General features: G+C 73.4%; 17 protein-coding genes. 10 read left to right on the plus strand and 7 right to left on the minus strand.

Annotated features, from left to right (window positions below; genetic code table 11):
• Window positions 1–110: 110 nt before the first annotated feature.
• Window positions 111–1,187, minus strand: coding sequence for a histidinol-phosphate transaminase (hisC, locus tag D7318_RS05115; RefSeq protein WP_120695734.1), 1,077 nt, complete (start codon window positions 1,185–1,187; stop codon window positions 111–113).
• 347 nt (window positions 1,188–1,534) lie between these two features.
• On the opposite strand from hisC, the gene D7318_RS05120 reads away from it, so the two are divergent.
• The 3 genes from D7318_RS05120 to D7318_RS05130 all read left to right on the plus strand — a co-directional run bounded on the left by D7318_RS05120 (window position 1,535) and on the right by D7318_RS05130 (window position 4,772).
• Window positions 1,535–2,728: a LacI family DNA-binding transcriptional regulator gene (locus tag D7318_RS05120; RefSeq protein ID WP_120695609.1), complete on the plus strand. Its 1,194-nt coding sequence runs from the start codon at window positions 1,535–1,537 to the stop codon at window positions 2,726–2,728.
• A 152-nt stretch (window positions 2,729–2,880) separates the two neighbouring features.
• The gene (locus D7318_RS05125) at window positions 2,881–3,819 is read left to right on the plus strand and encodes a metallophosphoesterase (protein WP_120695735.1); all 939 of its coding nucleotides are present in this window, start codon (window positions 2,881–2,883) and stop codon (window positions 3,817–3,819) included.
• A gap of 176 nt (window positions 3,820–3,995) precedes the next feature.
• Window positions 3,996–4,772 (plus strand): hypothetical protein, encoded by a 777-nt coding sequence (locus tag D7318_RS05130; RefSeq protein WP_120695610.1) that lies wholly within the window; start codon window positions 3,996–3,998, stop codon window positions 4,770–4,772.
• A 116-nt stretch (window positions 4,773–4,888) separates the two neighbouring features.
• Here D7318_RS05130 and D7318_RS05135 read toward each other — a convergent pair whose 3' ends face one another.
• Window positions 4,889–5,713: a Cof-type HAD-IIB family hydrolase gene (locus D7318_RS05135; protein WP_230423365.1), complete on the minus strand. Its 825-nt coding sequence runs from the start codon at window positions 5,711–5,713 to the stop codon at window positions 4,889–4,891.
• Window positions 5,714–5,836: 123 nt separating this feature from the next.
• On the opposite strand from D7318_RS05135, the gene D7318_RS05140 reads away from it, so the two are divergent.
• The 7 genes from D7318_RS05140 (at window position 5,837) to D7318_RS32650 (ending at window position 14,100) form a co-directional block, all read left to right on the plus strand.
• Window positions 5,837–6,769: an LLM class flavin-dependent oxidoreductase gene (locus tag D7318_RS05140; protein ID WP_120695612.1), complete on the plus strand. Its 933-nt coding sequence runs from the start codon at window positions 5,837–5,839 to the stop codon at window positions 6,767–6,769.
• A gap of 148 nt (window positions 6,770–6,917) precedes the next feature.
• Window positions 6,918–7,799 carry a class I SAM-dependent methyltransferase gene (locus tag D7318_RS05145; protein WP_120695613.1) on the plus strand — a complete coding sequence of 294 codons (882 nt, stop codon included), beginning with the start codon at window positions 6,918–6,920 and terminating at the stop codon, window positions 7,797–7,799.
• Between the two features lie 104 nt (window positions 7,800–7,903).
• A complete protein-coding gene (locus tag D7318_RS05150; protein WP_120695614.1) occupies window positions 7,904–8,881 on the plus strand; it encodes an ABC transporter ATP-binding protein in 978 nt (325 codons plus the stop codon).
• Window positions 8,878–9,777, plus strand: coding sequence for an ABC transporter permease subunit (locus tag D7318_RS05155; protein WP_230423366.1), 900 nt, complete (start codon window positions 8,878–8,880; stop codon window positions 9,775–9,777). Before D7318_RS05150 ends, D7318_RS05155 begins: the two co-directional genes overlap by 4 nt.
• On the plus strand, window positions 9,774–10,691 hold the full coding sequence (locus D7318_RS05160) for an ABC transporter ATP-binding protein (RefSeq protein WP_120695615.1): 918 nt from the start codon (window positions 9,774–9,776) through the stop codon (window positions 10,689–10,691). The genes D7318_RS05155 and D7318_RS05160 overlap by 4 nt, the downstream gene beginning before the upstream one ends.
• Window positions 10,692–10,710: 19 nt before the next feature.
• On the plus strand, window positions 10,711–11,433 hold the full coding sequence (locus D7318_RS05165) for an ABC transporter permease (RefSeq protein WP_120695737.1): 723 nt from the start codon (window positions 10,711–10,713) through the stop codon (window positions 11,431–11,433).
• 639 nt (window positions 11,434–12,072) lie between these two features.
• Window positions 12,073–14,100 (plus strand): serine/threonine-protein kinase, encoded by a 2,028-nt coding sequence (locus D7318_RS32650; protein ID WP_120745056.1) that lies wholly within the window; start codon window positions 12,073–12,075, stop codon window positions 14,098–14,100.
• Between the two features lie 61 nt (window positions 14,101–14,161).
• Here D7318_RS32650 and D7318_RS05175 read toward each other — a convergent pair whose 3' ends face one another.
• The 5 genes from D7318_RS05175 to D7318_RS05195 form a co-directional block, all read right to left on the minus strand.
• On the minus strand, window positions 14,162–15,025 hold the full coding sequence (locus D7318_RS05175) for an HAD family hydrolase (RefSeq protein WP_120695616.1): 864 nt from the start codon (window positions 15,023–15,025) through the stop codon (window positions 14,162–14,164).
• Window positions 15,022–16,302: a serine--tRNA ligase gene (gene serS / locus D7318_RS05180; protein ID WP_120695617.1), complete on the minus strand. Its 1,281-nt coding sequence runs from the start codon at window positions 16,300–16,302 to the stop codon at window positions 15,022–15,024. Before serS ends, D7318_RS05175 begins: the two co-directional genes overlap by 4 nt.
• Before the next feature lie 443 nt (window positions 16,303–16,745).
• Window positions 16,746–17,693, minus strand: a complete 948-nt coding sequence (gene pheA / locus D7318_RS05185) for a prephenate dehydratase (protein WP_120695618.1) — start codon at window positions 17,691–17,693, stop codon at window positions 16,746–16,748.
• 43 nt (window positions 17,694–17,736) lie between these two features.
• A complete protein-coding gene (gene efeB, locus D7318_RS05190) occupies window positions 17,737–18,969 on the minus strand; it encodes an iron uptake transporter deferrochelatase/peroxidase subunit (RefSeq protein WP_120695619.1) in 1,233 nt (410 codons plus the stop codon).
• Window positions 18,970–18,975: 6 nt separating this feature from the next.
• Window positions 18,976–20,901: a copper resistance CopC/CopD family protein gene (locus tag D7318_RS05195; RefSeq protein WP_120695620.1), complete on the minus strand. Its 1,926-nt coding sequence runs from the start codon at window positions 20,899–20,901 to the stop codon at window positions 18,976–18,978.
• Window positions 20,902–20,910: the final 9 nt, after the last annotated feature.

The raw sequence follows: 20,910 nt of genomic DNA on the forward strand, positions 1-20,910 counted from the left end.
GTATTCACATTCACAAGCCATTATGGACCACCGACTCCCCGGGGAAGGAACCGGGAAGCCGGTGAAGCGGTGTGCGTTACGCCACTCCGCGCGTCACGCCGCCCCTGGCGTCACGCGCGGAACGCCGCCGCCGTGGCCAGCAGGAGGTCGTTGGCCTCGGGCTCGCCCACGGTGACGCGGACGCCCTCGCCCGCGAACGGCCTGACCGTCACGCCCGCCGCCTCGCACGCCGCCGCGAACGCGCCGGTGGCCTCGCCGAGCCGCAGCCACACGAAGTTCGCCTGGGAGTCCGGCACCGTCCAGCCCTGCTCGGCCAGCGCCGCCGCGACGCGCGCCCGCTCGGCGACCAGCGTGTCCACGCGCGCGAGCAGCGCGGGCACGCTGCGCAGCGACGCGATCGCCGCGGCCTGCGCGACGCCGCTGACGCCGAACGGCACCGCCGTCTTGCGCAGCGCCGCGGCCACGGGCGCGTGCGCCACGGCGAAGCCGACGCGCAGCCCCGCCAGGCCGTACGCCTTGGAGAACGTCCGCAGCACCGCGACATTCGGCCGGTCACGGTAGAGCGCGATGCCGTCGGGCACGCGCGGGTCGCGCACGAACTCCCGGTACGCCTCGTCGAGCACCACGAGCACGTCCTGCGGCACCCGGTCGAGGAAGTGCTCGAGATCGGCGCGGCCGATGGCGACGCCGGTGGGGTTGTTGGGGTTGCAGACGAAGATCAGCCGCGTCCTGTCGGTCACGGCCTTGGCCATCGCCGTCAGGTCGTGCTCCTCGCCCGCGGTCAGCGGGACGCGCACCGAGGTCGCCCCCGAGATCTGGGTGATGATCGGATACGCCTCGAACGACCGCCACGCGTAGATCACCTCGTCCCCTGGGCCCGTGGTGGCCTGGAGGAGCTGCTGGGCGACCCCGACCGAGCCGGTGCCGACGGCCAGGTGCTCCACGGGGACGTCGAAGTGGGCCGCCAGCTCGGCGAAGAGCGCGGTGGCCGCCATGTCCGGGTAGCGGTTCAGCGATCCCGCGGCGGCGACGGCGGAGTCGAGCACGCCGGGCAGCGGGGGGTAGGGGTTCTCGTTGGAGGAGAGCTTGAAGCTTTCCTGACCCTCCCCGGCGGGGCGGCCCGGGACATACGCCGGGATGCCGTCGAGCGCGGCGCGCAGCCGGGGGCCGGTGGCCCGCCGGGAGATGGGTTCCTGAGAAGATGCGGTCACCTCCCCACAGTAAGAGCAACGCCCGCGCGCGCGTATCCCCGCGTCCGCACCGGCGTCCGCCGGCGCGGTCACCGCGGTGCGCGCCCCACGCGCCCCTGGCGAGCGCCGTGGCGCGCCTCACCCGTGAGGGTGAGGGCCCGGATGTTGAAATCCCGTTCCGCGCATGGGCGTTGGGCTCGCACATCGGTTCAGTGGCACCGGCCCGCCCGTGTGATCATGGGAAGCAAGGTGCGTTCCTCTTTCGATCATGCAAAAACGTATCGGCGATCGGTCGTCTCGATCCCGCCGCCGTCCGGCTGCCCCGGGCCTACCATCAGGTCGCCATGACAGCAGCGAAGCATCAGGTGACCCGGGGTACCGGGCGCCGCACGAGCGGCCGGGCTGGCATCCGCGACGTCGCCGCGGCCGCAGGTGTCTCGATCACGACTGTCTCCGACGCGCTCAACGGCAAGGGCCGCCTCCCCGACGCGACCCGCCGCCATGTGCGCACCGTGGCGGACCGGCTCGGCTACCGCCCGTCCGCCGCCGCCCGCACCCTGCGCACCGGCAAGTCGGGGCTGATCGGCCTCACGGTCACCACCTACGGCGAAGAGCCGTTCACGTTCACCGAGTTCGCCTACTTCGCCGAGATGGCGCGCGCCGCGACCTCCGCGGCGCTCGCCCGCGGCTACGCGCTGGTCATCCTGCCCGCCGCGTCCCAGCACCGGGAGTTCGACGTGTGGTCCAACGTCGCGCTCGACGGCACGGTCGTCATCGACCCCTCCGACCACGACCCCGTGGTCACCGAGCTGGTCAGGCAGGGCATCCCCGTGGTCTCCGACGGCAGGCCCGGCGGCAGCCTGCCCGTCACCGCGTGGGTCGACAACGACCACGAGGCCGCCGTCACCGGCCTGCTCGACCACCTGGCCGCCGGCGGCGCGCGCCGCATCGGCCTGCTGACCGGGACGAGCACCGACACCTATACGCGGCTGTCCACCACCGCCTACCTCAACTGGTGCGAACGCGCCCGCCAGGACCCGGTCTACGAGGCGTACCCGGCGCACGACCCCTGCGCGAGCGCCGTCGCCGCCGACCGGCTGCTGGCGCGGCCCGACCGACCCGACGCGGTCTACGGCCTGTTCGACCCCAACGGCACCGATCTGCTTGCCGCCGCGCGGCGTTACGGGCTGCGCGTCCCCGACGACCTGCTGGTCGTGTGTTGCAGCGAGTCCGGCGTCTACGCCACCACCGAGCCGCCCATCACCACGCTGTCGCTCAAGCCGGGGCGCATCGGCACGGCCGTCATCCACCTGCTGATCGACGCGATCGAGGGGGCGGCGGGCGGCGGCGGCAAGCGGCAGACGGCGGGGTCGGTCCCACAGGCGCAGGGCCACCAGGTGATGCCGACCGAGCTGATCGTCCGCGCGTCGTCGCAGCGTTCGCCGCGAGCCTCGGCGCGCACCACGGTCCCGGCCCCCGCACGCTCGCCGCGCCCCACCGTCGCGGTACCCCGTACACCCCCTGCCGCTGACCAGTAGTTTCGGGTAGACAGGTACCGGCGGCCGATCTCGGCCACCCCGGGTGTGTCACAACGGCCCACGCGGATTCCTATGATGGGCGAATGGCACCGTGACCTGGCCGCTCCGGCAGGTCGTCAAGGCGGAGGCGGCGCGTAGTGGTGGAGGGGTCGATGACTCAGGGGGCCGGCCAGGGACCGGACGTGTGGAGCGGCGCGGGCGAGGCCGAGGCCGTCTACTCTCCAACGGTGCCCGACCTGCCGGTCGTGGAGGGCGCGGGCAGGCTCTTCGTGGTCGGTGACGTGCACGGCTACCTGGACGAGTTGCGCGACGCGCTGCGCGAGGCGGGTCTCACGGACTCGGCCGACCGCTGGGCCGCGGGGAACACCCGGCTGTGGTTCCTCGGCGACTTCACCGACCGCGGCCCCGACGGGATCGGCGTCATCGATCTCGTGATGCGGCTCTCGGCCGAGGCGGCGGCGGCGGGCGGATACTGCAAGGCCCTCCTGGGGAACCACGAGTTGCTGCTGCTCGGCGCCAGCCGCTTCGGCGACACCCCGGTGGAGTCGGCGGCGGGCACCGCGTCGTTCCAGGCGGCCTGGATCCTCAACGGCGGGCAGCGCACCGACATGGAGCGGCTGCGCGACCACCACATCCAGTGGATGTCGCGGCTGGACTCGATGGCGCTGGCCGACGGGCATCTGCTGCTGCACTCGGACACGACCGCGTACCTGGATTACGGCGGCACGATCGACGACGTCAACGACGCGATCTGGCAGGCGCTTCAGCGGAATGACGTCGAGGAGACCTGGGATCTCTTCCGGAAATTCACCAAGCGCTTCGCGTTCAAGGACGACGAGTCGGGGCCCGCGGCGGTGCGCGAGCTGCTCGACACCTATGGCGGCAAACGCGTCGTGCACGGGCACAGCCCCATTCCGTATCTGACCGGGGAGAACGGCGCGGACGGCGACGGGGGCGACGGCGCGGGCGGCGACGGGTCGCCGCGCGTCGAAGGGCCCCACGTGTACGCCGATTCGCTGGCGATCGCGATGGACGGCGGCGTCACGATGGCGGGCAGGCTGCTCGTGGCCCGCCTGCCGCTGGCCGTCTGAGCGGTCGGCGCGGCCTGTCCCCGCGCGGTCGCCGGGGGCACGGGCGCGTGGCGGAGTGGGAAAGATTCGGGTAATTACCTGTCGTGAACGCCTGGATCCCCTTTACCATCTAGGTCCTGTCCGGGCCTGGGACCCTGCTCATCGGCTCTCTGCCAGAGAAACATCTGGGGACGCACATGAACAGCGCTGATGGTTTTCTGCCGCCCGAGGATCAGGCCGACTTCGAGCAGATCCTCGACGAAGCACTGCGTACCACCCGGCTGACCTCGGGCGCGGACGCGGCCGGAATCGAGGAGTTGCGCGAGCTGGCGCGGGACGCGCTGCCCGATATCGCGTCCGCCGCGTCGGCCGAGTACGAGCGCCTGACCGCGCTGCGGCTGCGCCTGGACGAACGGCCCGACGCCGGGGCCGGGTTGACCGACGCGGCGGTGGCCCCTTCGGGGGTCGGCGTGGTCACGGTGTTCTTCGCGCTCGTCCCGGTGCTCGCGGGGATCGCGGGCGTGGTCTTCCTGCTGCTCGGCTACCTGCTCGGGGTCGCGGACCCCGAGCCCGCGATGGCCGAGCCGATGCGCACGGTCGGCTGGGTGTTCGCCCTGGTGGCGGCGGTCGGGCTGCTGATCGCCGCGGCGGGCCTCGTGATCGTGGCGGCGCGCAACGGGTCCACGTCGATTCGCGCCTCCGCGCCGGCGGATCACGTCGCGCGCGCCCGGGACGAGTGGCGGCGCGCCCTGCACGACAACGGGATCGCGCCGTTCCTGCGCCAGCACGTGGCCGCGCTGCCGCAGCACGAGCCGGACCGCACGCCCCGGTTGCGCTTCTCGAGCCCGCACTTCTCCAGCCCGGAGTTCTCGAGCCGGGGCGGCGACGCCCCCTCGCGGCCGCGTTACGGCACCCCCGACTTCTCGGGCCCGAAGTACACGAGCCCCACGGAGGGCGGCGCGGACCGGGAGTGACCGCGGGGGCCGGGGCGCGCGAGCCCGGGCCCCCGCTCACCCGAGGGCGACCACCGGCCGTGCGTCCCGCGCGGTCGTCTCCGCGTCCCCGTGCGCGGGCGCCGCCGGGGGAACGGTCAGGACAGCAGCGTCTCGATCACGCGCGCCACGCCGTCGTCCTCGTTGGACGCCGTGCGGTGCCGGGTCGCGGCCAGGACGGCCGGGTGGGCGTTGGCCATCGCGTAGGCCGTGCCCGCCCAGGCCAGCATCGGCAGGTCGTTGGGCATGTCGCCGAACGCCACCACCTCGTCGGGGCGGATGCCGCGGCGGCGGCAGCGCTGGGCGAGCGTGCTGGCCTTGCTGACGCCGGGCGCGCTGATCTCCAGCAGGGCGATGCGGCTCGACCGAGTGAACTCGCCGTGCTCGCCCGCGGCATCGCGGCCCAGCGCGAGGAACAGGTCGGGGTCGAGCGTCCCGTGGTGGGCGAGCAGCTTCAGGACGGGCAGGTCGTCGTCGGCGGTCAGCAGCTTCTCGATCGGCGCGACCTGCGCGGGGGTGTCCCACATCAGGCGCGGATACGCGGACTCGTGGTGGAAGCCGGCCCCGCGCTCGACGGCGAACGTCGTCCCTGGGGCCGCGTCGCGCAGCGCGGCGACGATCAGCAGGGCGTTCTCCCTCGGCAGCGGGCGGGTCTCGACCAACTCGCCGCCGCGGCGCAGGTCGACGACGGTCGCGCCGTTGCCGCAGATGGCGACGCCATGGCCGTGGACATGGGCCGAGACCACCTCCATCCAGCGGGCGGGGCGGGCGGTCACGAAGATCACTTCGAGCCCCGCCGCCTCGGCGGCGGCGAGGGCGGCGACGGTGCGCGGCGAGACGGTGGCGTCGTCGCGCAGGAGGGTGCCGTCGAGGTCGGTGGCGATCAGGCGGGGCGGGACCGGAGGCGCGGGCAACGTGGGCACAGTCACTCAGCATATGCCGGAGAAGCGCGCACATCAGTACGAAATCGGACGCTTTCGGGCTCTCCCGGCCAGGGCGGGGGAAGCCGCACGGGGGTGGCCTGAAAGGGCCTACCCTTGCTGCCCATGGCTGATTCGTCCAGGCTCCCGCTGCGCCTCTCCACCGTCATCCTGCCCGTGTACCGCTGGTCGGAGGGCGGTCGGGAGACGTGGTCGCGCGCCGAGGAGCTTGGCTTCCACACCGCCTACACCTATGACCACCTGTCGTGGCGCAGCTTTCGCGACCTGACATGGTTCGGGGCGCTGCCCACGCTCACGGCGGCCGCTGGCGTCACCGAGCGGCTGCGGCTCGGCACCCTGGTCACGTCGCCCAACTTCCGCCATCCCGTGCCGCTGGCCAAGGAGTTGCTCACCCTCGACGACGTGTCGTCGGGCCGGGTCACCCTGGGCATCGGCTCGGGCGGCACCGGCTTCGACGCCACCGCGCTCGGCAGCGACGCGTGGCCGCCCGGCGAGCGGGCCGAGCGCTTCGCCGAGTTCGTGCGGCTGCTCGACCGGCTGCTGAGCGAGGGCGGCAGTGGCGGGATCTCCTACCGCGGGGAGTTCTACTCGGCGCACGAGGTGCGGATGGTCCCCGGCTGCGTGCAACGCCCCCGGCTGCCGTTCGCCGTGGCCGCGACGGGCCCTCGCGGGATGCGGCTCGCCGCCCGGCACGGCCAGGCGTGGGTCACGACGGGCGACCCCGCCACGTTCACCGGGTCGCCGGGCGACTTCACCACCGGGCTCGCGCGGCAGGTCGAGCGGCTCGAGGGGATCTGCGACGAGGTGGGGCGCGAGGCGTCGAGCCTGGAGCGGACGCTGCTCGACTTCGTCACGACCCCGACCGGGATCGTGCCGCTCGCGTCGGTCGACGCGTTCGTCGACTACGCGGGGACCGTCGCCGAGCTCGGCTTCACCGAGCTCGTGGTGCACTGGCCCGTGCCCGACTCGGTCTTCGCCGCCGACCTCGACGTGTTCGAACGGATCGCCACCGAGGGCCTCGCCCAGCTGGCCCGCTGAGCGCCGGGGCGCCGCGCCCTCGCGCCCTCGCGCCCCGCCCCCCGCGTCGCGGCGCCGCGGATGAACGGCGTATGAAGAGCACGAAAGGGGCCAGGCACGTTCGCCCCGGGCTGTGGCCGAACCGAACACGGGCTACTAGCGTCGGACCATGAGTCTTCTCCGTCGCACCGCTCGCCCGCTGCTCCGGCGTATCGACCAGCGCATCGACCGAAAGCTCCGCAAGGAGCTCAGCGGTGCCAAGGACGAGCTGAAGCTCCTGAAGGAACAGCGGCACCTCGTCGAGCTGCTCCTCGGCCCCGACGGGCGCCGCTTCAACCGCCACCCCACGCCCGGCGCGATCAGCGCCGTCGCGCGCCAGGTCGGGGAGGTCACCGGCGAGAAGCACGCCCGCCGCGCCGTAGTCCAGGCGTACCGCACGCTGGTCGAGGTCGAGAACCGAGGCGTCGGCCGGATCGCCGGCGGCACCTCCAACATCCTCGGCAAGCTCGCCACCACCCCCCTGCTCAGGCCGCCCAACGGCGACATCCTGGAGATCGGCACGCTCTACGGCCTGTTCGCGGGCTGCCTGGCCCGGCAGATGCTCCGCGCGGGCATCCCGTACCAGCTGACGATCGTGGACCCGATAGCCCCCGTGCAGCTCCAGGAGGGCATGGAGATCACGGTCGACGCGTCGGGCACGCCGATCAACGAGGACATCGTGCGCGCCAACCTCCACTACGCGGGCGTGCTGCCCGACCGCGTGCGGCTGCTGCGCGGCTACTCGACGGACGCCGACATCCACGCGACGCTCAGCGGCGGCAAGTTCGGCGTGATCATCGTGGACGGCGACCACTCGGCCAAGGGCGTCGAGGCCGACCTCGAGTGGGTCGAGGAGCTGGCCGCGCCGGGCGCGGTGATCGTCGTCGACGACTACGACGACCGCGTGTGGCCAGGGGTGACGGAGGCGACCGACGCGCACCTGGCGCGCTCCGACACCCGGCTCACCAAGATCGGCAAGGTCACCACGAGCGCGTTCCTCAGGGCCTCATAGGGCCTCCTAGCGCCCCGCCCCGCACCCACCCCCTAGGGGAACGCCGACGACCGCCCTACCGAAGTGGGACGCGGGACGCGCGCAAGCGCACTAGCGTGCCCGGGGTGAGTGTGATTGAGACCGAAAGCCTGACGAAGCGGTACCCCAAGGTGACCGCCCTTGATCGGCTGACCGTGGACATCGGGCCCGGCGTCACGGGCCTGGTGGGTGCCAACGGGGCCGGCAAGTCGACCCTGATCAAGATCCTGCTGGGCCTGGCGCCCGCGACGGAGGGCACCGCCAGAGTGCTCGGGAAGGACTCGGCGACCGAGGGCGGCGCCATCCGCGAGCGGGTCGGCTACATGCCCGAGCACGACTGCCTGCCGCCCGATGTCTCCGCCACCGAGTTCGTGGTGCACATGGCGCGCATGTCCGGGCTGCCGCGCACCGCCGCGCGCGAGCGCACCGCGGACACGCTGCGCCACGTCGGCCTGTACGAGGAGCGGTACCGGCCGATGGGCGGCTACTCGACCGGCATGAAGCAGCGGGTCAAGCTGGCCCAGGCCCTGGTGCACGACCCGCGCCTTGTGCTGCTCGACGAGCCGACCAACGGCCTCGACCCGGCCGGGCGCGACGAGATGCTCGGCCTGATCCGCCGCATCCACACCGACTTCGGCATATCGGTGCTCGTCACGTCGCACCTGCTGGGCGAGCTCGAGCGCACGAGCGACCACATCGTGGTGGTCGACGGCGGCAGGCTGCTGCGTTCGCAGACGACCGCGAGCTTCACCGAGGCCACCGCGTCGCTCGCCATCGAGGTCACCGACAGCGACGCGCACCCCGACGGCACGGGCGCGCTGACCGCGGCGCTCGCCGACCGCGGCTTCGCCGTCACCGCGGGCGCCGGGCACCTGGTGCATGTGGAGGCCGCCGACGAGGCGGTCTACGACGCGGTGCGCGACGCCATCGCCGACCTCGGCCTCGGCCTGATCCGCATGGAACAGCGCAGGCACCGCATCGCCGAGGTCTTCCAGGACGCCCCCGACGCACCGCGCGCCCAGGACACCCCGCACGCCCTGGCCGGGCAGGAGGCCGCCACGTGAGCACCACCCCGAGCACCACCCCCGCCGACGCGCGGATCCACGACATCGGCTACCGCAGTTACGAGGGCGAGCGCCTTGGCGCGATGTACGCGCGCCGCTCGCTGCTCGTGCACTCGCTGCGGGGCGCGTTCGGCCTCGGCCGCTCGGCGCGCGCGAAGGTGCTGCCGTTCGGCCTGTTCGCCATCATGTGCATGCCCGCGGTGGTCATGGTCGCGGTGGCGGTGACCACGGGCCTGGACGAGCTGCCGATCGAGTACAGCGGCTACACCATGTTCATGCAGCCGATCATCGGCCTCTACATCGCGCTCGCCGCGCCGCAGATGGTCTCGCTCGACCTGCGGTTCAAGACGATCCCGCTCTACTTCTCGCGGCCCATCGACCGCTCCGACTACGTGTCGGCGAAGGCGGCGGCGCTCGCCTCCGCGCTCTTCGTCTTCAGCGCGATCCCGCTGGTCATCGCGTACGCGGGCGGCCTGCTCGCCGAGCTCGGCTTCACCGACCAGACCACGGCGTTCCTGCGCGGCCTGGTCGTGACGGCGATCTTCTGCGTCGTGCACGCCGCGGTCGCGCTGCTCGTCGCCTCGCTCACCCCGCGCCGCGGCTTCGGCGTCGCCGCGATCATCTCCGTGCTGACCATCCCCTACTTCGCGGCGACCGCGATCATGGCCGTCGCCGACGAGCAGGGCTCGACGGACGCGGTGGGCTGGCTCGCGCTGTTCTCGCCCGGCACGCTCGTCGAGGGCATCGAGGCCAGGTTCTTCGGCGGCGAGGTCGAGTTCCCCGGCGAGGTCATGCCGAGCGCCGCGGCGGGCGCCGCCTACCTGGTCGCCGCCGCCGCGCTCACCGCCCTGTGCTACGTCCTGCTGACGCGCCGCTACCGGAAGGCGGGCCTGTGACCACCATCCACATCGCCAAGACATCCCGCTGGTTCGGCAACGTCGTCGCGGTCAACGACGTGACGATGGACATCCGCCCCGGCGTCACCGGGCTGCTCGGCCCCAACGGCGCGGGCAAGTCCACCCTCATCCACATGATGAGCGGCTTCCTCGCCCCCTCGTCCGGCGCCGTCACCCTGGACGAACGGCCGATCTGGCGCAACGCCGCGGCCTACCGCGAGATCGGCCTCGTCCCCGAGCGCGAGGGCATGTACGACTACCTCACGGGCGGGGAGTTCGTGCTGGCCAACGCCGAGCTGCACGGCCTGCCAGACCCGGGGGCGGCGGCGCGGCGGGCGTTGGACACCGTGGACATGACCGGCGCGGCCGACCGCCGCATCTCCACCTACAGCAAGGGCATGCGCCAGCGCGTCAAGATGGCGTCCGCGCTCGTCCACGACCCGTCGGTGCTGCTGCTCGACGAGCCGTTCAACGGCATGGACCCGCGCCAGCGCATGCACCTGATGGACCTGCTGCGGACGATGGGCGACGAGGGCCGCACGGTGCTGTTCTCCTCCCACATCCTCGAGGAGGTCGAGCAGCTCGCCACGCACATCGAGGTGATCGTCGCCGGGCGGCACGCCGCCTCCGGCGACTACCGCAGGATCCGCCGCCTGATGACCGACCGGCCGCACCGCTACCTGGTGCGCTCGAGCGACGACCGGGCGCTGGCCGCCGCGCTGATCGCCGACCCGTCCACCAGCGGCATCGAGTTCGACGCGGCGGAGCGCGCCCTGCGCGTCCAGGCGGTCGACTTCGGGCGCTTCACCACCCGACTCCCGCTGCTGGCACGGGACAACGGGATCAGGCTGCTGACGGTGTCGCCGTCGGACGAGTCCCTGGAAAGCGTCTTCTCCTACCTGGTCAGCGCGTAAGGAACGTGAGATGTCCGCCATCTACAACCCCACCGTCGCCCGCCTCACCTACCGGGCCCTCCTCGGCCGCCGCCGCGCGCTGATCCTGCTGTCCCTGCCCGCGCTCCTGCTCGTCATCGCCGTCGCCGTACGCGCGTTGGCGGGCGTGGACGACCGGGCCGCGACCGAGATCCTGGGCGGCTTCGCCCTCGCGTCGATGGTCCCGCTGATCGGCGTCATCGCCGGAACGGGCGCGATAGCCCCCGAGATCGACGACGGCTCGATCGTCTACCTGCTCTCCAAGCCGCTCGACCGGCGCACGATCATCCTCACCAAGCTGTGGGTCGCGATCGGCGTGACCGTGGCGTTCACGACGGTGCCGATCCTGGTGGCCGGGCTGATCCTCAACGGCAACAGCCAGCAGATCGCCACCGCGTTCGCCGTCGCGGCGGGCGTCGCGTCGATCGCCTACAGCGCGGTCTTCCTGCTGCTCGGCACGGTGTCGCGCAACGCCGTGGTGTTCGGCCTCGTCTACGCGCTGATCTGGGAGGCGCTGTTCGGCAGCCTGGTGCCGGGGGCGCGCACGCTCTCGGTCCAGCAGTGGTCGCTCGCCCTCGCCGAACGGATCGCGGCGGACGGCGCCGACATCACCTCCGACGTGGCGCTGCCGACCGCGGTGATCTTCCTCGCCGCGGCGACGGTGCTCGGCACGTGGTACGCCGGGGAGCGGCTGCGGGCGCTGACGATGGCCAACGACGAGTAACGCGGGGCCGACCGGGCACCCCGACGAGGCGCGAGAGCGGCAATCCGGCGACGGTCGGCGCGACGAACGGCGTCGGCCGCGCCGCCCGCGCCGGTCGCCGGGCCCGCGTTGTCCACACGGTTTTCCACATGCACCGGGGTACACGGACGACCTGTGGATAACCGGTCTCATCCCCCGGAGAATCTCCTCCATTTCCCCAAAGGACCGTTCCTGTTGGGTTTAGTGGCACACAAGATGGCGTTCCGTGGCGGACAAAAGCCCGCGAATCCGGCGCGTGGCGGCCCCGTTGGGCGCCATACACAGGGTGCAAAAGGGCGCATACGCGCGGCCTGTGGATAACTCAGGCCCGCGCCCGGCACGTTGAAGCCCCGCGAAGCCGCAGGTCAGAGCCACGTGGCGGCCCACGCCGCCCCCGTGGCACGCCCCGGCCGCGGCCTGCCTGTGGACAACGAGGGGGCGAGGGACGCCCCACGCGTCACTCGTGCCCCGGCCAACGCCCGTCAGGCCCCTGACCTGCGGACCTTCCGGTCCGTCAACTTGACCACTGCAAAGCGCAGTTATCCACAGGCCGGGCCGCTAGGATCCTTGCCGTTCGGGGCCGACGGGACGTCGGCCGCCGCACCGTTGGGGAGGAGGGCCGTGGAGGCGCTGAGTCCTGGTGACCCGGCCACCATCGGCCCGTACCGGCTGCTGAGACGGCTGGGTGCGGGCGGGATGGGGCAGGTCTTTCTCGGGCGATCGCCGCATGGGCGGATGGTCGCGGTCAAGGTGGTGCACGGCGCGCTCGCGCGGGAGCCGGAGTTCAGACGCCGCTTCAGGGCGGAGGTCGAGGCGGCGCGGCGCGTCAGCGGCACCTGGACGGCGCCGGTGCTCGAGAGCGACACCGAGTCGCCCATGCCGTGGGTCGCCACCGGCTATGTCGTCGGCCCGCCGCTGCGGCACGTGATCGAGTCGCTGCACGGGCCGTTGGACGAGCACTCGGTGTGGGCGCTCGGCCTCGGCCTGGCGCGGGCGCTGACCGAGATCCACGGCAGCGGCCTGATCCACCGGGACCTCAAGCCGTCGAACGTGATGGTGACGCTCGAGGGCCCCAAGGTCATCGACTTCGGCATCGCGCGGGCCGTCGACGCCAGCCTGGCGACGCGCACGGGCGCGATGATCGGCTCCCCCGGCTACATGCCGCCCGAGCAGATCCGCGGCGAGGCGCTGACGGGCGCGGCCGACGTGTTCGCGCTCGGCGCGGTGCTCGCGTACGCGGCGACCGGCTCCGACCCGTTCGCCGCCGACGGCGCCGAGCTGCACACCGTGCTGTACCGGGTGATGTACGAGCAGCCCGAGCTCGGCCCGCCGGACGGCCGGTTGAGCGGGGAGCTGCGCGACCTGGTGGCCCGCTGCCTGTCGAAGACCGCGCCCGAGCGGCCCGTTCTCTCCGAGATCGCGCCCCTGGCCGAGGCGCGCGCGGGCCTGGAGTTCTGGCTGCCGCAGGGGCTGACGGCCAGGCTCGGCAGGGACGCCGCCGACCTGCTCGCGCTCGACGGGCCCGGCGCGTCCTCGCCCCCGGCGCCGCCCGCGCCCGGAGCCCCCACCGTCCCGCCCACGTATCCGCCGTACGCGGCGCAGCCGGGCCCGCGCCTCGACTCCCCCGCCGCCACACCGCCGCCGCCCCCGCGGCCGGGGCGCAGGGCGGCGCTCCTGGCCACGGCCGTGGCCGGGATCGCGGCGCTCGCGGTGGTGATCACGCTGACCGTGTTCAACGACGGTGACGGGGACGGCGGTTCGGAGGCGGGCGAGAGCGCGGGCGGCTCCGAGGGGACCGGCGGCTCGATCACCGGCACCGACGGCGACGGCGAGGGTGCGGTGGGCGGCACCGGGGGCGCCGACCCGGACGCCCCCCTCGCCGTCCTCGTTCCGCAGGACCTGCGCGACGCGGGCATCCTCACCGTGCACGCCGCGGGCGATGACGATCCGGTGCTCTTCCACGAGGAGAACGGGAGCGACCTCGTCGGCTTCGAGGTCGACCTCATGCGCGAGATCGGCGAGCGGCTCGGCGTGGAGGTGGTCTTCTCGGAGAGCGGCGAGCCTGAGGAGGCCGCCGCGGCGGCGGTCGAGGCGGGCGAGGAGTCGGCCTCGCACATCGCGGTGGCGGGGTTCGTGGACAACACGGACGAACGCCATGACCTGGGCGTCGACTTCGTCAACCACTTCTGGGACGGCTGGGGCGTGGTGAGCGTCGACGGGGAGCGCGACGGCGTCCTGGCCGAGCTGTGCGACCTCACGGTCGCCACATGGGACGACGACTTCCCGCAGGACAGGCTGCGCGCGAACACCGAGAGCTGCCCCGAGCCCGTCGAGATCGTCACCTTCGGCGGGCGCGACGACATGGCGGAGCTGCTCACGACGGGGGAGGCCGACGCCGCGATGCTCCTGTACTCCCAGGGCGCCTACTACGTGGGCGAGAACCCCCGGCACGGCCTCGGCGCCCGCGTCGACAGCCGCGAGCAGGGCCCACGGGGCATCGCCGTGCCCGTGGGCCAGAACGAGCTGCGCGAGGCCGTGCGCACCGGACTCGGGTCGTTGCTCGAGGACGGCACCTACCAGGAGCTGCTCGACCGCTGGCACATGCCCGAGGCGGGCGTCGACGAGGCGGAGGTCAACGTGGGCGGCTGAGGGGGTGGTTGAACGGCGGCGGCCAGGGCCGGACGTCCTCCCGTCCCCGCCGACCACCCCCTCAGCCGCCGTCCCCCGGAGAACGTGGCCGCAGCAGGCGTTCGATGACGAGCGCGATGCCGTCCTCGTCGTGGTCCGCCGTGACCTCGTCGGCCGCCGCCTTGACGTCGGGGTGCGCGCCCGCCATCGCGACGCCATGGGCCGCCCAGCGCAGCATCGCGATGTCGTTGGGCATGTCCCCGAACGCGATCGTCTCGGCGGCCGTCACCCCGAGGCGCCGCGCCGCGAGGGACAGCCCGGTCGCCTTGGTCAGGCCGAGCGGCAGCATCTCCACCAGGCCGAGGCCCGAGACCACGATGCCCACCGCCGTGCCCGCGACCGCCGCCGCGGCGGCCGCCAGCTCGTCGTCGGACATCCCGGGCCGCTGGAGGTACATCTTGATGATCGGCTCGGCGAACAACTCGCCGCGATCGGGCGCGTGGTCGGGGAACGGCGCGTCCGCGCGCCCCGTGAACCCGCTGCCCACCGCCGAGCGGAAACGTTCGTCCATGGCGACGTTGCCGTCGAGCCCGTCCCGGTTGGCGGCCAGCGCCAGCGGGCCGAGCTCCGCCTCGAGCCGCTCGACCACGCTCCGCGCCAGCGCGCGGTCCAGCGTGACCGACGTCAACAGCCGGTGCTCGCCCGCGTGGTAGAGCTGCGCGCCCTGTCCGCACACGGCGAGGCCCCGGTAGCCGAGGTCGTCCAGGATGTGCCGCGTCCACGCCACGCTGCGCCCCGTGGCCACGATGTGCTCGGCCCCTGCCGCCTGGGCGGCGATCAGGGCGTCGCGCGTCCGCGCCGATATCGTCTCGTCGCGCCGCAGCAGCGTGCCGTCGAGGTCGGTGGCGATCAGCCGGTAGGGAAAGGTCTGGGCGAGACCGGTCACGCGGTCACCGGCGTCAGCGTCTCGCGCCCGCCGAGGTAGGGGCGCAGGATCTCGGGGACGGTCACCGAGCCGTCGGCGTTCTGGTGGGTCTCCAGGATCGCGACGATCGTCCTGGGCACCGCGCACAGCGTGCCGTTGAGCGTGGCCAGCGGGCGCACGCCCTTCTCCTTGCCGCGCATCCGGATCGACAGGCGGCGCGCCTGGAACTCCCCGGTGTTCGACGTCGAGGTCAGCTCGCGGTACTTGCCCTGGGTGGGGATCCACGCCTCGCAGTCGAACTTCCGCTGCGCCGAGGCCCCCAGGTCGCCGCTGGCCACGTCGATCACGCGGAACGCGAGGCCGAGCGCCGTCAGCCACTGCTTCTCCCACGCGAGCAGCCGGTCGAGCTCCGCCTCCGCGTCCTCGGGCGCGACATACGAGAACATCTCGACCTTGTCGAACTGGTGGACCCTGATGATCCCCTTGGTGTCCTTGCCGTGCGACCCGGCCTCGCGGCGGAAGCACGGCGAGAAGCCCGCGTAACGCAGCGGCAGCCGCGCCTCGTCCAGGATCTCGTCCATGTGGTATCCGGCGAGCGCCACCTCGGACGTGCCCACCAGGTAGAGGTCGTCCTTCTCCAGCTGGTAGACGTCCTGGGCCGCCTGGCCCAGGAAGCCGGTGCCCTCCATCGCGCGCGGCTTGACCAGCGCGGGGGTCAGCATGGGGACGAAGCCCGCCTCGGTGGCCTGCGCGATCGCGGCGTTGACCAGGGCGAGCTCGAGGAGCGCGCCCACGCCGGTCAGGTAGTAGAAGCGCGACCCCGATACCTTCGCGCCGCGCTCGACGTCGATCGCGCCGAGCGCCGCGCCCAGCTCCAGGTGGTCCTTGGGCGCGAAGCCCTCGGCCTCGAAGTCCCTCGGGGCGCCGTGCGTCTCCAGGACGGTGAAGTCGTCCTCGCCGCCCACGGGGACGTCGGGGTGCACGACGTTCCCCAGCGCCAGGAGCAGCCGCCGCGTCTCGTCCGCGGCCTCGTCGCGCTCGGCGTCGGCGGCCTTGACCTCGCCCGCGAGCTCGCCCGCCCGCTTCAGCAGCTCGGCCTTCTCGTCGCCCGAGGCGCGGGGGACGAGCTTGCCGATCCGCTTCTGCTCCGAGCGGAGCTCGTCGAAGCGGGAGCCCGACACGCGGCGCCGCTCGTCGGCGGAGATGAGCGCGTCGACCAGGCCGACGTCCTCTCCACGGGCGCGCTGCGAGGCGCGCACTCGGTCGGGGTCCTCACGGAGCAGTCGAAGGTCAATCACGCGACCAGGCTACCGGCCCGGAATCCCGCGCGGCACCGAGTTGTTTTCATCCGTTCTGTCCGGGATGGCGTGGAACGTCCCACGCCCGGAAATCCACAGGTCAGCGAGTTGCCCACAGGGTTATCCACAGGCTGGCGGGGCGACCTGTGGACAACGTTCGGGCCGGGGACGACCCCGCCGAGGTGGGGCGCAGAATTCCCCGATCCCGCCCCGGCTACACCCACGTACGAGGGAAATCGCCTCACACTCACGGGGGATGCCGTGCGAATGCGGTGACGAATCCGGATCCGTCCCCCGCGGATCGCTCTGCCGTCTTCCTGTCCATGTGTCGACTCCGCCCGGTTCGCCGTGTCGACTTATTCACAGGCACACAGGGTGCCCTGTGGATAACTTTGTGGAGAGACCGCAGGTCGTCGCCCCGCCGCCCCGCGGCCACCCGCCCTTCACCTGCCGGACACCCCGCCGGGCCGCCCGTCGAGGCACCGGGTCAGCCAGTCGGCCGCCGTCAGGAAGTCCTCGTCCGCCGTCCCCGCGCGCACCGTCGGCTCGACGTGGTCGGCCCGGGGATACGAGCCGAGGTACCGCACATCGGCGCAGAGCCGCTTGAGCCCCATCAACGCGTCCCCCACCCGCCGGTCGGAGATGTGCCCCTCGCAGTCCATCGAGAAGCAGTACCGCCCGATCCCCTGGCCCGTGGGCCGCGACTCGATCCGCATCAGGTTCACGCCGCACGTCGCGTACTCCTGGAGGACCTCGAGCAGCGCGCCCGGGTGGTCCGCCCGCAGCCACAGCACCACCGACGTCTTGTCCGCGCCCGTCGGCGCCGCGGGCCGCGCGGGGCGGCCGACCAGCACGAAGCGGGTGGTGGCGTTCTGCGCGTCGTGGATGTCGGTGACCAGCGGCTCGAGCCCATAGGTCGGCGCCGCGAACTCGCCCGCGAACGCCGCGTCGAAACGCCCCTCCTGCACCAGCCGCGCCCCGTCGGCGTTGGACGCCGCCGACTCCCACTGCGCCTCCGGCAGGAAGCGCGCCAGCCAGCCGCGCACCTGAGGCTGGGCCACCGGGTGCCCGGTGACCGTCTTGATGGCCTCCAGCTTCGTGCCGGGCCGCACCAGCAGCGCGAACGCGATCGGCAGGTGCACCTCGCGGTAGATCATCAGCGGCTCGCCCGATGCCAGCTCGTCCACGGTGGCCGTGACGCCGCCCTCCACCGAGTTCTCGATGGGCACGAGGGCACCGGCCGCCTCGCCCGTGCGCACCGCGTCAAGGGCGGCGGGCACCGAGATCATCGGCACCAGCTCGCGCGTGGCCGCCTCGGGAAGGGTACGGAGCGCGGCCTCGGTGAACGTTCCCTCGGGCCCGAGATAGGTGTAGCGGCTGGCAGCAGTCATGACGCAACGGTAGCCCCGCGTTCACCCCCGTCCGCCCGCCGTCTCACGCTTCGAGCAGCGCCTGGCCGACGTATCCGCCCTCCGCCGCGCCGCCGGGGACCGCGAACAGCGCGCTCGCCTCGTGGCGGATGTACTCCGACAGCGCGTCGCCCCGGTCGAGCTTGCGCTGCACCGGCACGAACGCCCGGCGCGGGTCCGCCTGCCAGCACAGGAAGAGCAGCCCCGCGTCCGGCGCCCCGTCGGCCCTGAAGCCGTCGTGGTAGGAGAACGGGCGGCGCAGCATCGCGGCCCCGCCGTTGGTCTCGGGGGCGGTGACGCGGACATGGGCGTCGGCCGCGATGACCGCGCCGCCGTCGGCGTCGACCGCGTCGAGGTCCACGGCCGTGGTCTCGTCGCCGCCGGTGAGCGGGGCGCCGTTCCCCTTGCGCCGCCCTATGACGCGCTCCTGCTCGTCGAGCGACTCCGTCTCCCAGGCGTCGAGCAGCATGCGGATGCGCCGGAACACCACGTACGAGCCCCCCGCCAGCCACGCCGGATCGCCGTCGGAGGGGACCCAGACGCGCTGGTCGAAGTCGTCGTCCGACGGCTTGGGGTTGTTGGTGCCGTCCACCTGGCCCATCAGGTTGCGGGTGGTCATGGGGCGCGAGGTGGCGCCCGGGCTCCGGTTGAACCCCTTCATGTGCCAGCGCACGACGGCGGTCTCCGCGCCGGCGCGTTGGAGCGTGCGCAGTGCGTGGAACGCCACGAGCCCGTCGTCCGCGCCCACCTGGATCCACAGGTCGCCGTCCGAGCGCTCGGGGTCAAGCTCGTCGGCCGAGAACAGGGGCAGCGGGTCGAGCGCCTCGGGCCGCGCGTCGGTGAGCCCGGTGGCCTCGAAGAAGTGGTGCCCGAAGCCGAACGTGACGGTGAGCGAGGCGGGCCCGGCGTCCCTCGCCACCCCGGTGTCGGTCTCGGGGGTGCCGCCCGCCATCAGCTCGGCGGCCAGCGTGGACCACCGGCGCATGAGGGCGGCGGCCTCGCGCCGTCCCGCGCCGGGCGCGAGATCGAACGCCGCGAGGTGCCCGTGCGCCTGCATCGGCGTGGTGATCCCGGGCTGGTGGGTGCCGTGGAAGGGCACCGCGGTCGAGCCGAGCGCGGTCAGCGCGGGCCCGTCGTCGTCGGTGGCGGCCGCGTGGGCGAGGGCACCTGTGGGCGTGCCGAGGGCGAGCCCCGCGGCCCCGGTGGCGCCCGCCGAGGTCAGCAGGCGCCTGCGGGAGATGGCGCGTTGTTCGTTCATATCTCTTCAGTCGATGGTGACGGTGACGGTCTCGGTGATCTGGTCGATGTCGGAGGTGCGGATCGTCAGGGCCAGCTCCCAGGCGCCCGGCCTCGGCAGCCGGACGCCGGTGGCGGTCCAGTGCCCGACGTCCACGTGCAGCGGGTCGAACGTGAGCGGCCCGATGTCCTCGGACGGCAGGGTCAGGGCGACCCCGATCTCCTCGGCCCCCGTGGGCGCGCCCTCGGGGTCGACGAGCCGGATGTGCATCGTGTTCTCGCCCGTGCGCGCGGGCGTCAGCTCGATCCGCGCGGTGCCCTGGCCCGCGACGCCGCCCGTGTCGAACGGCAGGGACAGGTCCCCCGGATCCTGGGCGGTCGCGTCGTCCCCGGCCGCCGTCCCCCCACTCCGCGCGCTCTCGGCGACGGCCGTGCGGGCCGGAGTCGTGCCGGTGAGCCCCGTGGTCACGGCGAGCAGGACCGCGGCCAGGGCCACCTCGGCGAGCACCGAGCGGCGCAGCCCGGCGCGGTGCGGGTCGGCGTCCCTGGCGCGGTCGCGGCGGGCGGTCGCCATGGCGGCGCGCTGGCGGGCCAGCTGCCGGGCGCGCTCGGGGTCGGCGGCGTCGGCGTCGCCCTCGCCGCCGCCCACCGCGACGGGCTCGGCGGGCTCGGCGGGCTCCGCGACGTTCTCGCCCAGGCGGCCCGTGCGCCGCCGCGACCCCCAGGCCACGGCGAGCACCGTCGCCACAAGACCCACCTTGACCAGCAGCAGCCGCCCGTACGACGTCTCGGTCAGCGCCGACCACGACCAGCCGACCTGCCGCCACGACTGGTAGAGCCCGGTGACCGCGAGGGCGGTCACGGCCGCGAGCGCGACGCCGGAGAAGCGCCGCACGGCGGAACGCGGCAGCGCGGGCTCGGTGCGCAGCAGCACGAGCAGCGTCACGAGGCCGCCGAGCCACGCGGCGACCGCGAGCAGGTGCACGATGTCCAGGGGGATCGCGAGCCCGGTCTGCCGCCCGGTCGAGGCGTGTTCGGACATCGCCCACGTGGCCGCGATCCCGATGGCCAGGATCGTGCCGCCGAGGGCGAGCCCGAACGTCAGGTCCCGCGCCCGCGCGGCGTCGTCCTCGTCAGGCTCGGGCTCGGCCCGCAGCCGCGCGTATCCGCCGTGCAGCACCGCGATGAACACCCCGGCGGCCGCGAGCAGCAGCAGCCGGGTGACCAGGGCCGTTCCCGTCCTGGTCTCGATGACGTCGCGCAGCCCGCCCAGGTCGAACGCGTCCCCGAGGTCGCCGTCGCCCGTGTAGGGCGTGCGCAGGAGCAGCAGCGCGAACGTGGCCGTGGCCAGGGTGGTCCAGCCGGTGAGCGCGACGCGCTGCACCGCGCGCCGCGACGCCGCGTCGGGCCAGCAGCGCAGCGCGAACAGGCAGGCGCCGCCGAGCAGCACGAACCCCCCGTACGCGGCGTAGCGTGCCACGTCGTAGAGCAGCCCCGAGGCGCCGTCGTCCCCGCGCGGGGCCGCGGCCTCGGGCGTCACGCTCGTGGCCGAAGGCGCGCCGATCGAGAACGTGAACGCGCCCGAGATCGGGTGGCTGTCCGCGGAGACGACCTGCCAGGCCACGGTGTAGGTGCCGTCGGCCAGGTCGCCGCCGAGCGCGACGGAGTGGGCGCGGTCGCCGAGGTCGGTCACGGCGCCCGCCTCGGCGGGCTCGCCCCGCGGGTCGAGGACGCGCACGCCGTCGTCCGCGAGCGAGACCTGTTCGGTGAACGTGAGGGTGATCTCATCGGGCGCCACGGCCACCACCTCCCCGTCCCCCGGCGTGCTGTCGGCGAGCGAGGCGTGGGCCGACGCGGGCGGGGCGGCGAACAGCAGCGCCGCGAGCGCGAGGGCCGCGGCCAGGAGCAGGGAGCCGGGGGCGCGGAGGACGGTGGTGGGCGTGGGCGGTGTCATGGCTGCGGT

Origin of the sequence: Streptomyces radicis, assembly GCF_003626575.1 — a bacterium.
GTDB classification, from domain to species: Bacteria; Actinomycetota; Actinomycetes; order Streptomycetales; family Streptomycetaceae; genus Streptomyces; species Streptomyces radicis.

Excerpts from the sequence above, each read along its gene's own strand:
- D7318_RS05120 (WP_120695609.1), top strand. The coding sequence starts at position 1,535 with ATGACAGCAGCGAAGCATCAGGTGACCCGGGGTACCGGGCGCCGCACG.
- D7318_RS05125 (WP_120695735.1), top strand. The coding sequence starts at position 2,881 with ATGACTCAGGGGGCCGGCCAGGGACCGGACGTGTGGAGCGGCGCGGGC.
- D7318_RS05130 (WP_120695610.1), top strand. The coding sequence starts at position 3,996 with ATGAACAGCGCTGATGGTTTTCTGCCGCCCGAGGATCAGGCCGACTTC.
- D7318_RS05140 (WP_120695612.1), top strand. The coding sequence starts at position 5,837 with ATGGCTGATTCGTCCAGGCTCCCGCTGCGCCTCTCCACCGTCATCCTG.
- D7318_RS05145 (WP_120695613.1), top strand. The coding sequence starts at position 6,918 with ATGAGTCTTCTCCGTCGCACCGCTCGCCCGCTGCTCCGGCGTATCGAC.
- pheA (WP_120695618.1), bottom strand. The coding sequence starts at position 17,693 with ATGACTGCTGCCAGCCGCTACACCTATCTCGGGCCCGAGGGAACGTTC.
- efeB (WP_120695619.1), bottom strand. The coding sequence starts at position 18,969 with ATGAACGAACAACGCGCCATCTCCCGCAGGCGCCTGCTGACCTCGGCG.
- D7318_RS05195 (WP_120695620.1), bottom strand. The coding sequence starts at position 20,901 with ATGACACCGCCCACGCCCACCACCGTCCTCCGCGCCCCCGGCTCCCTG.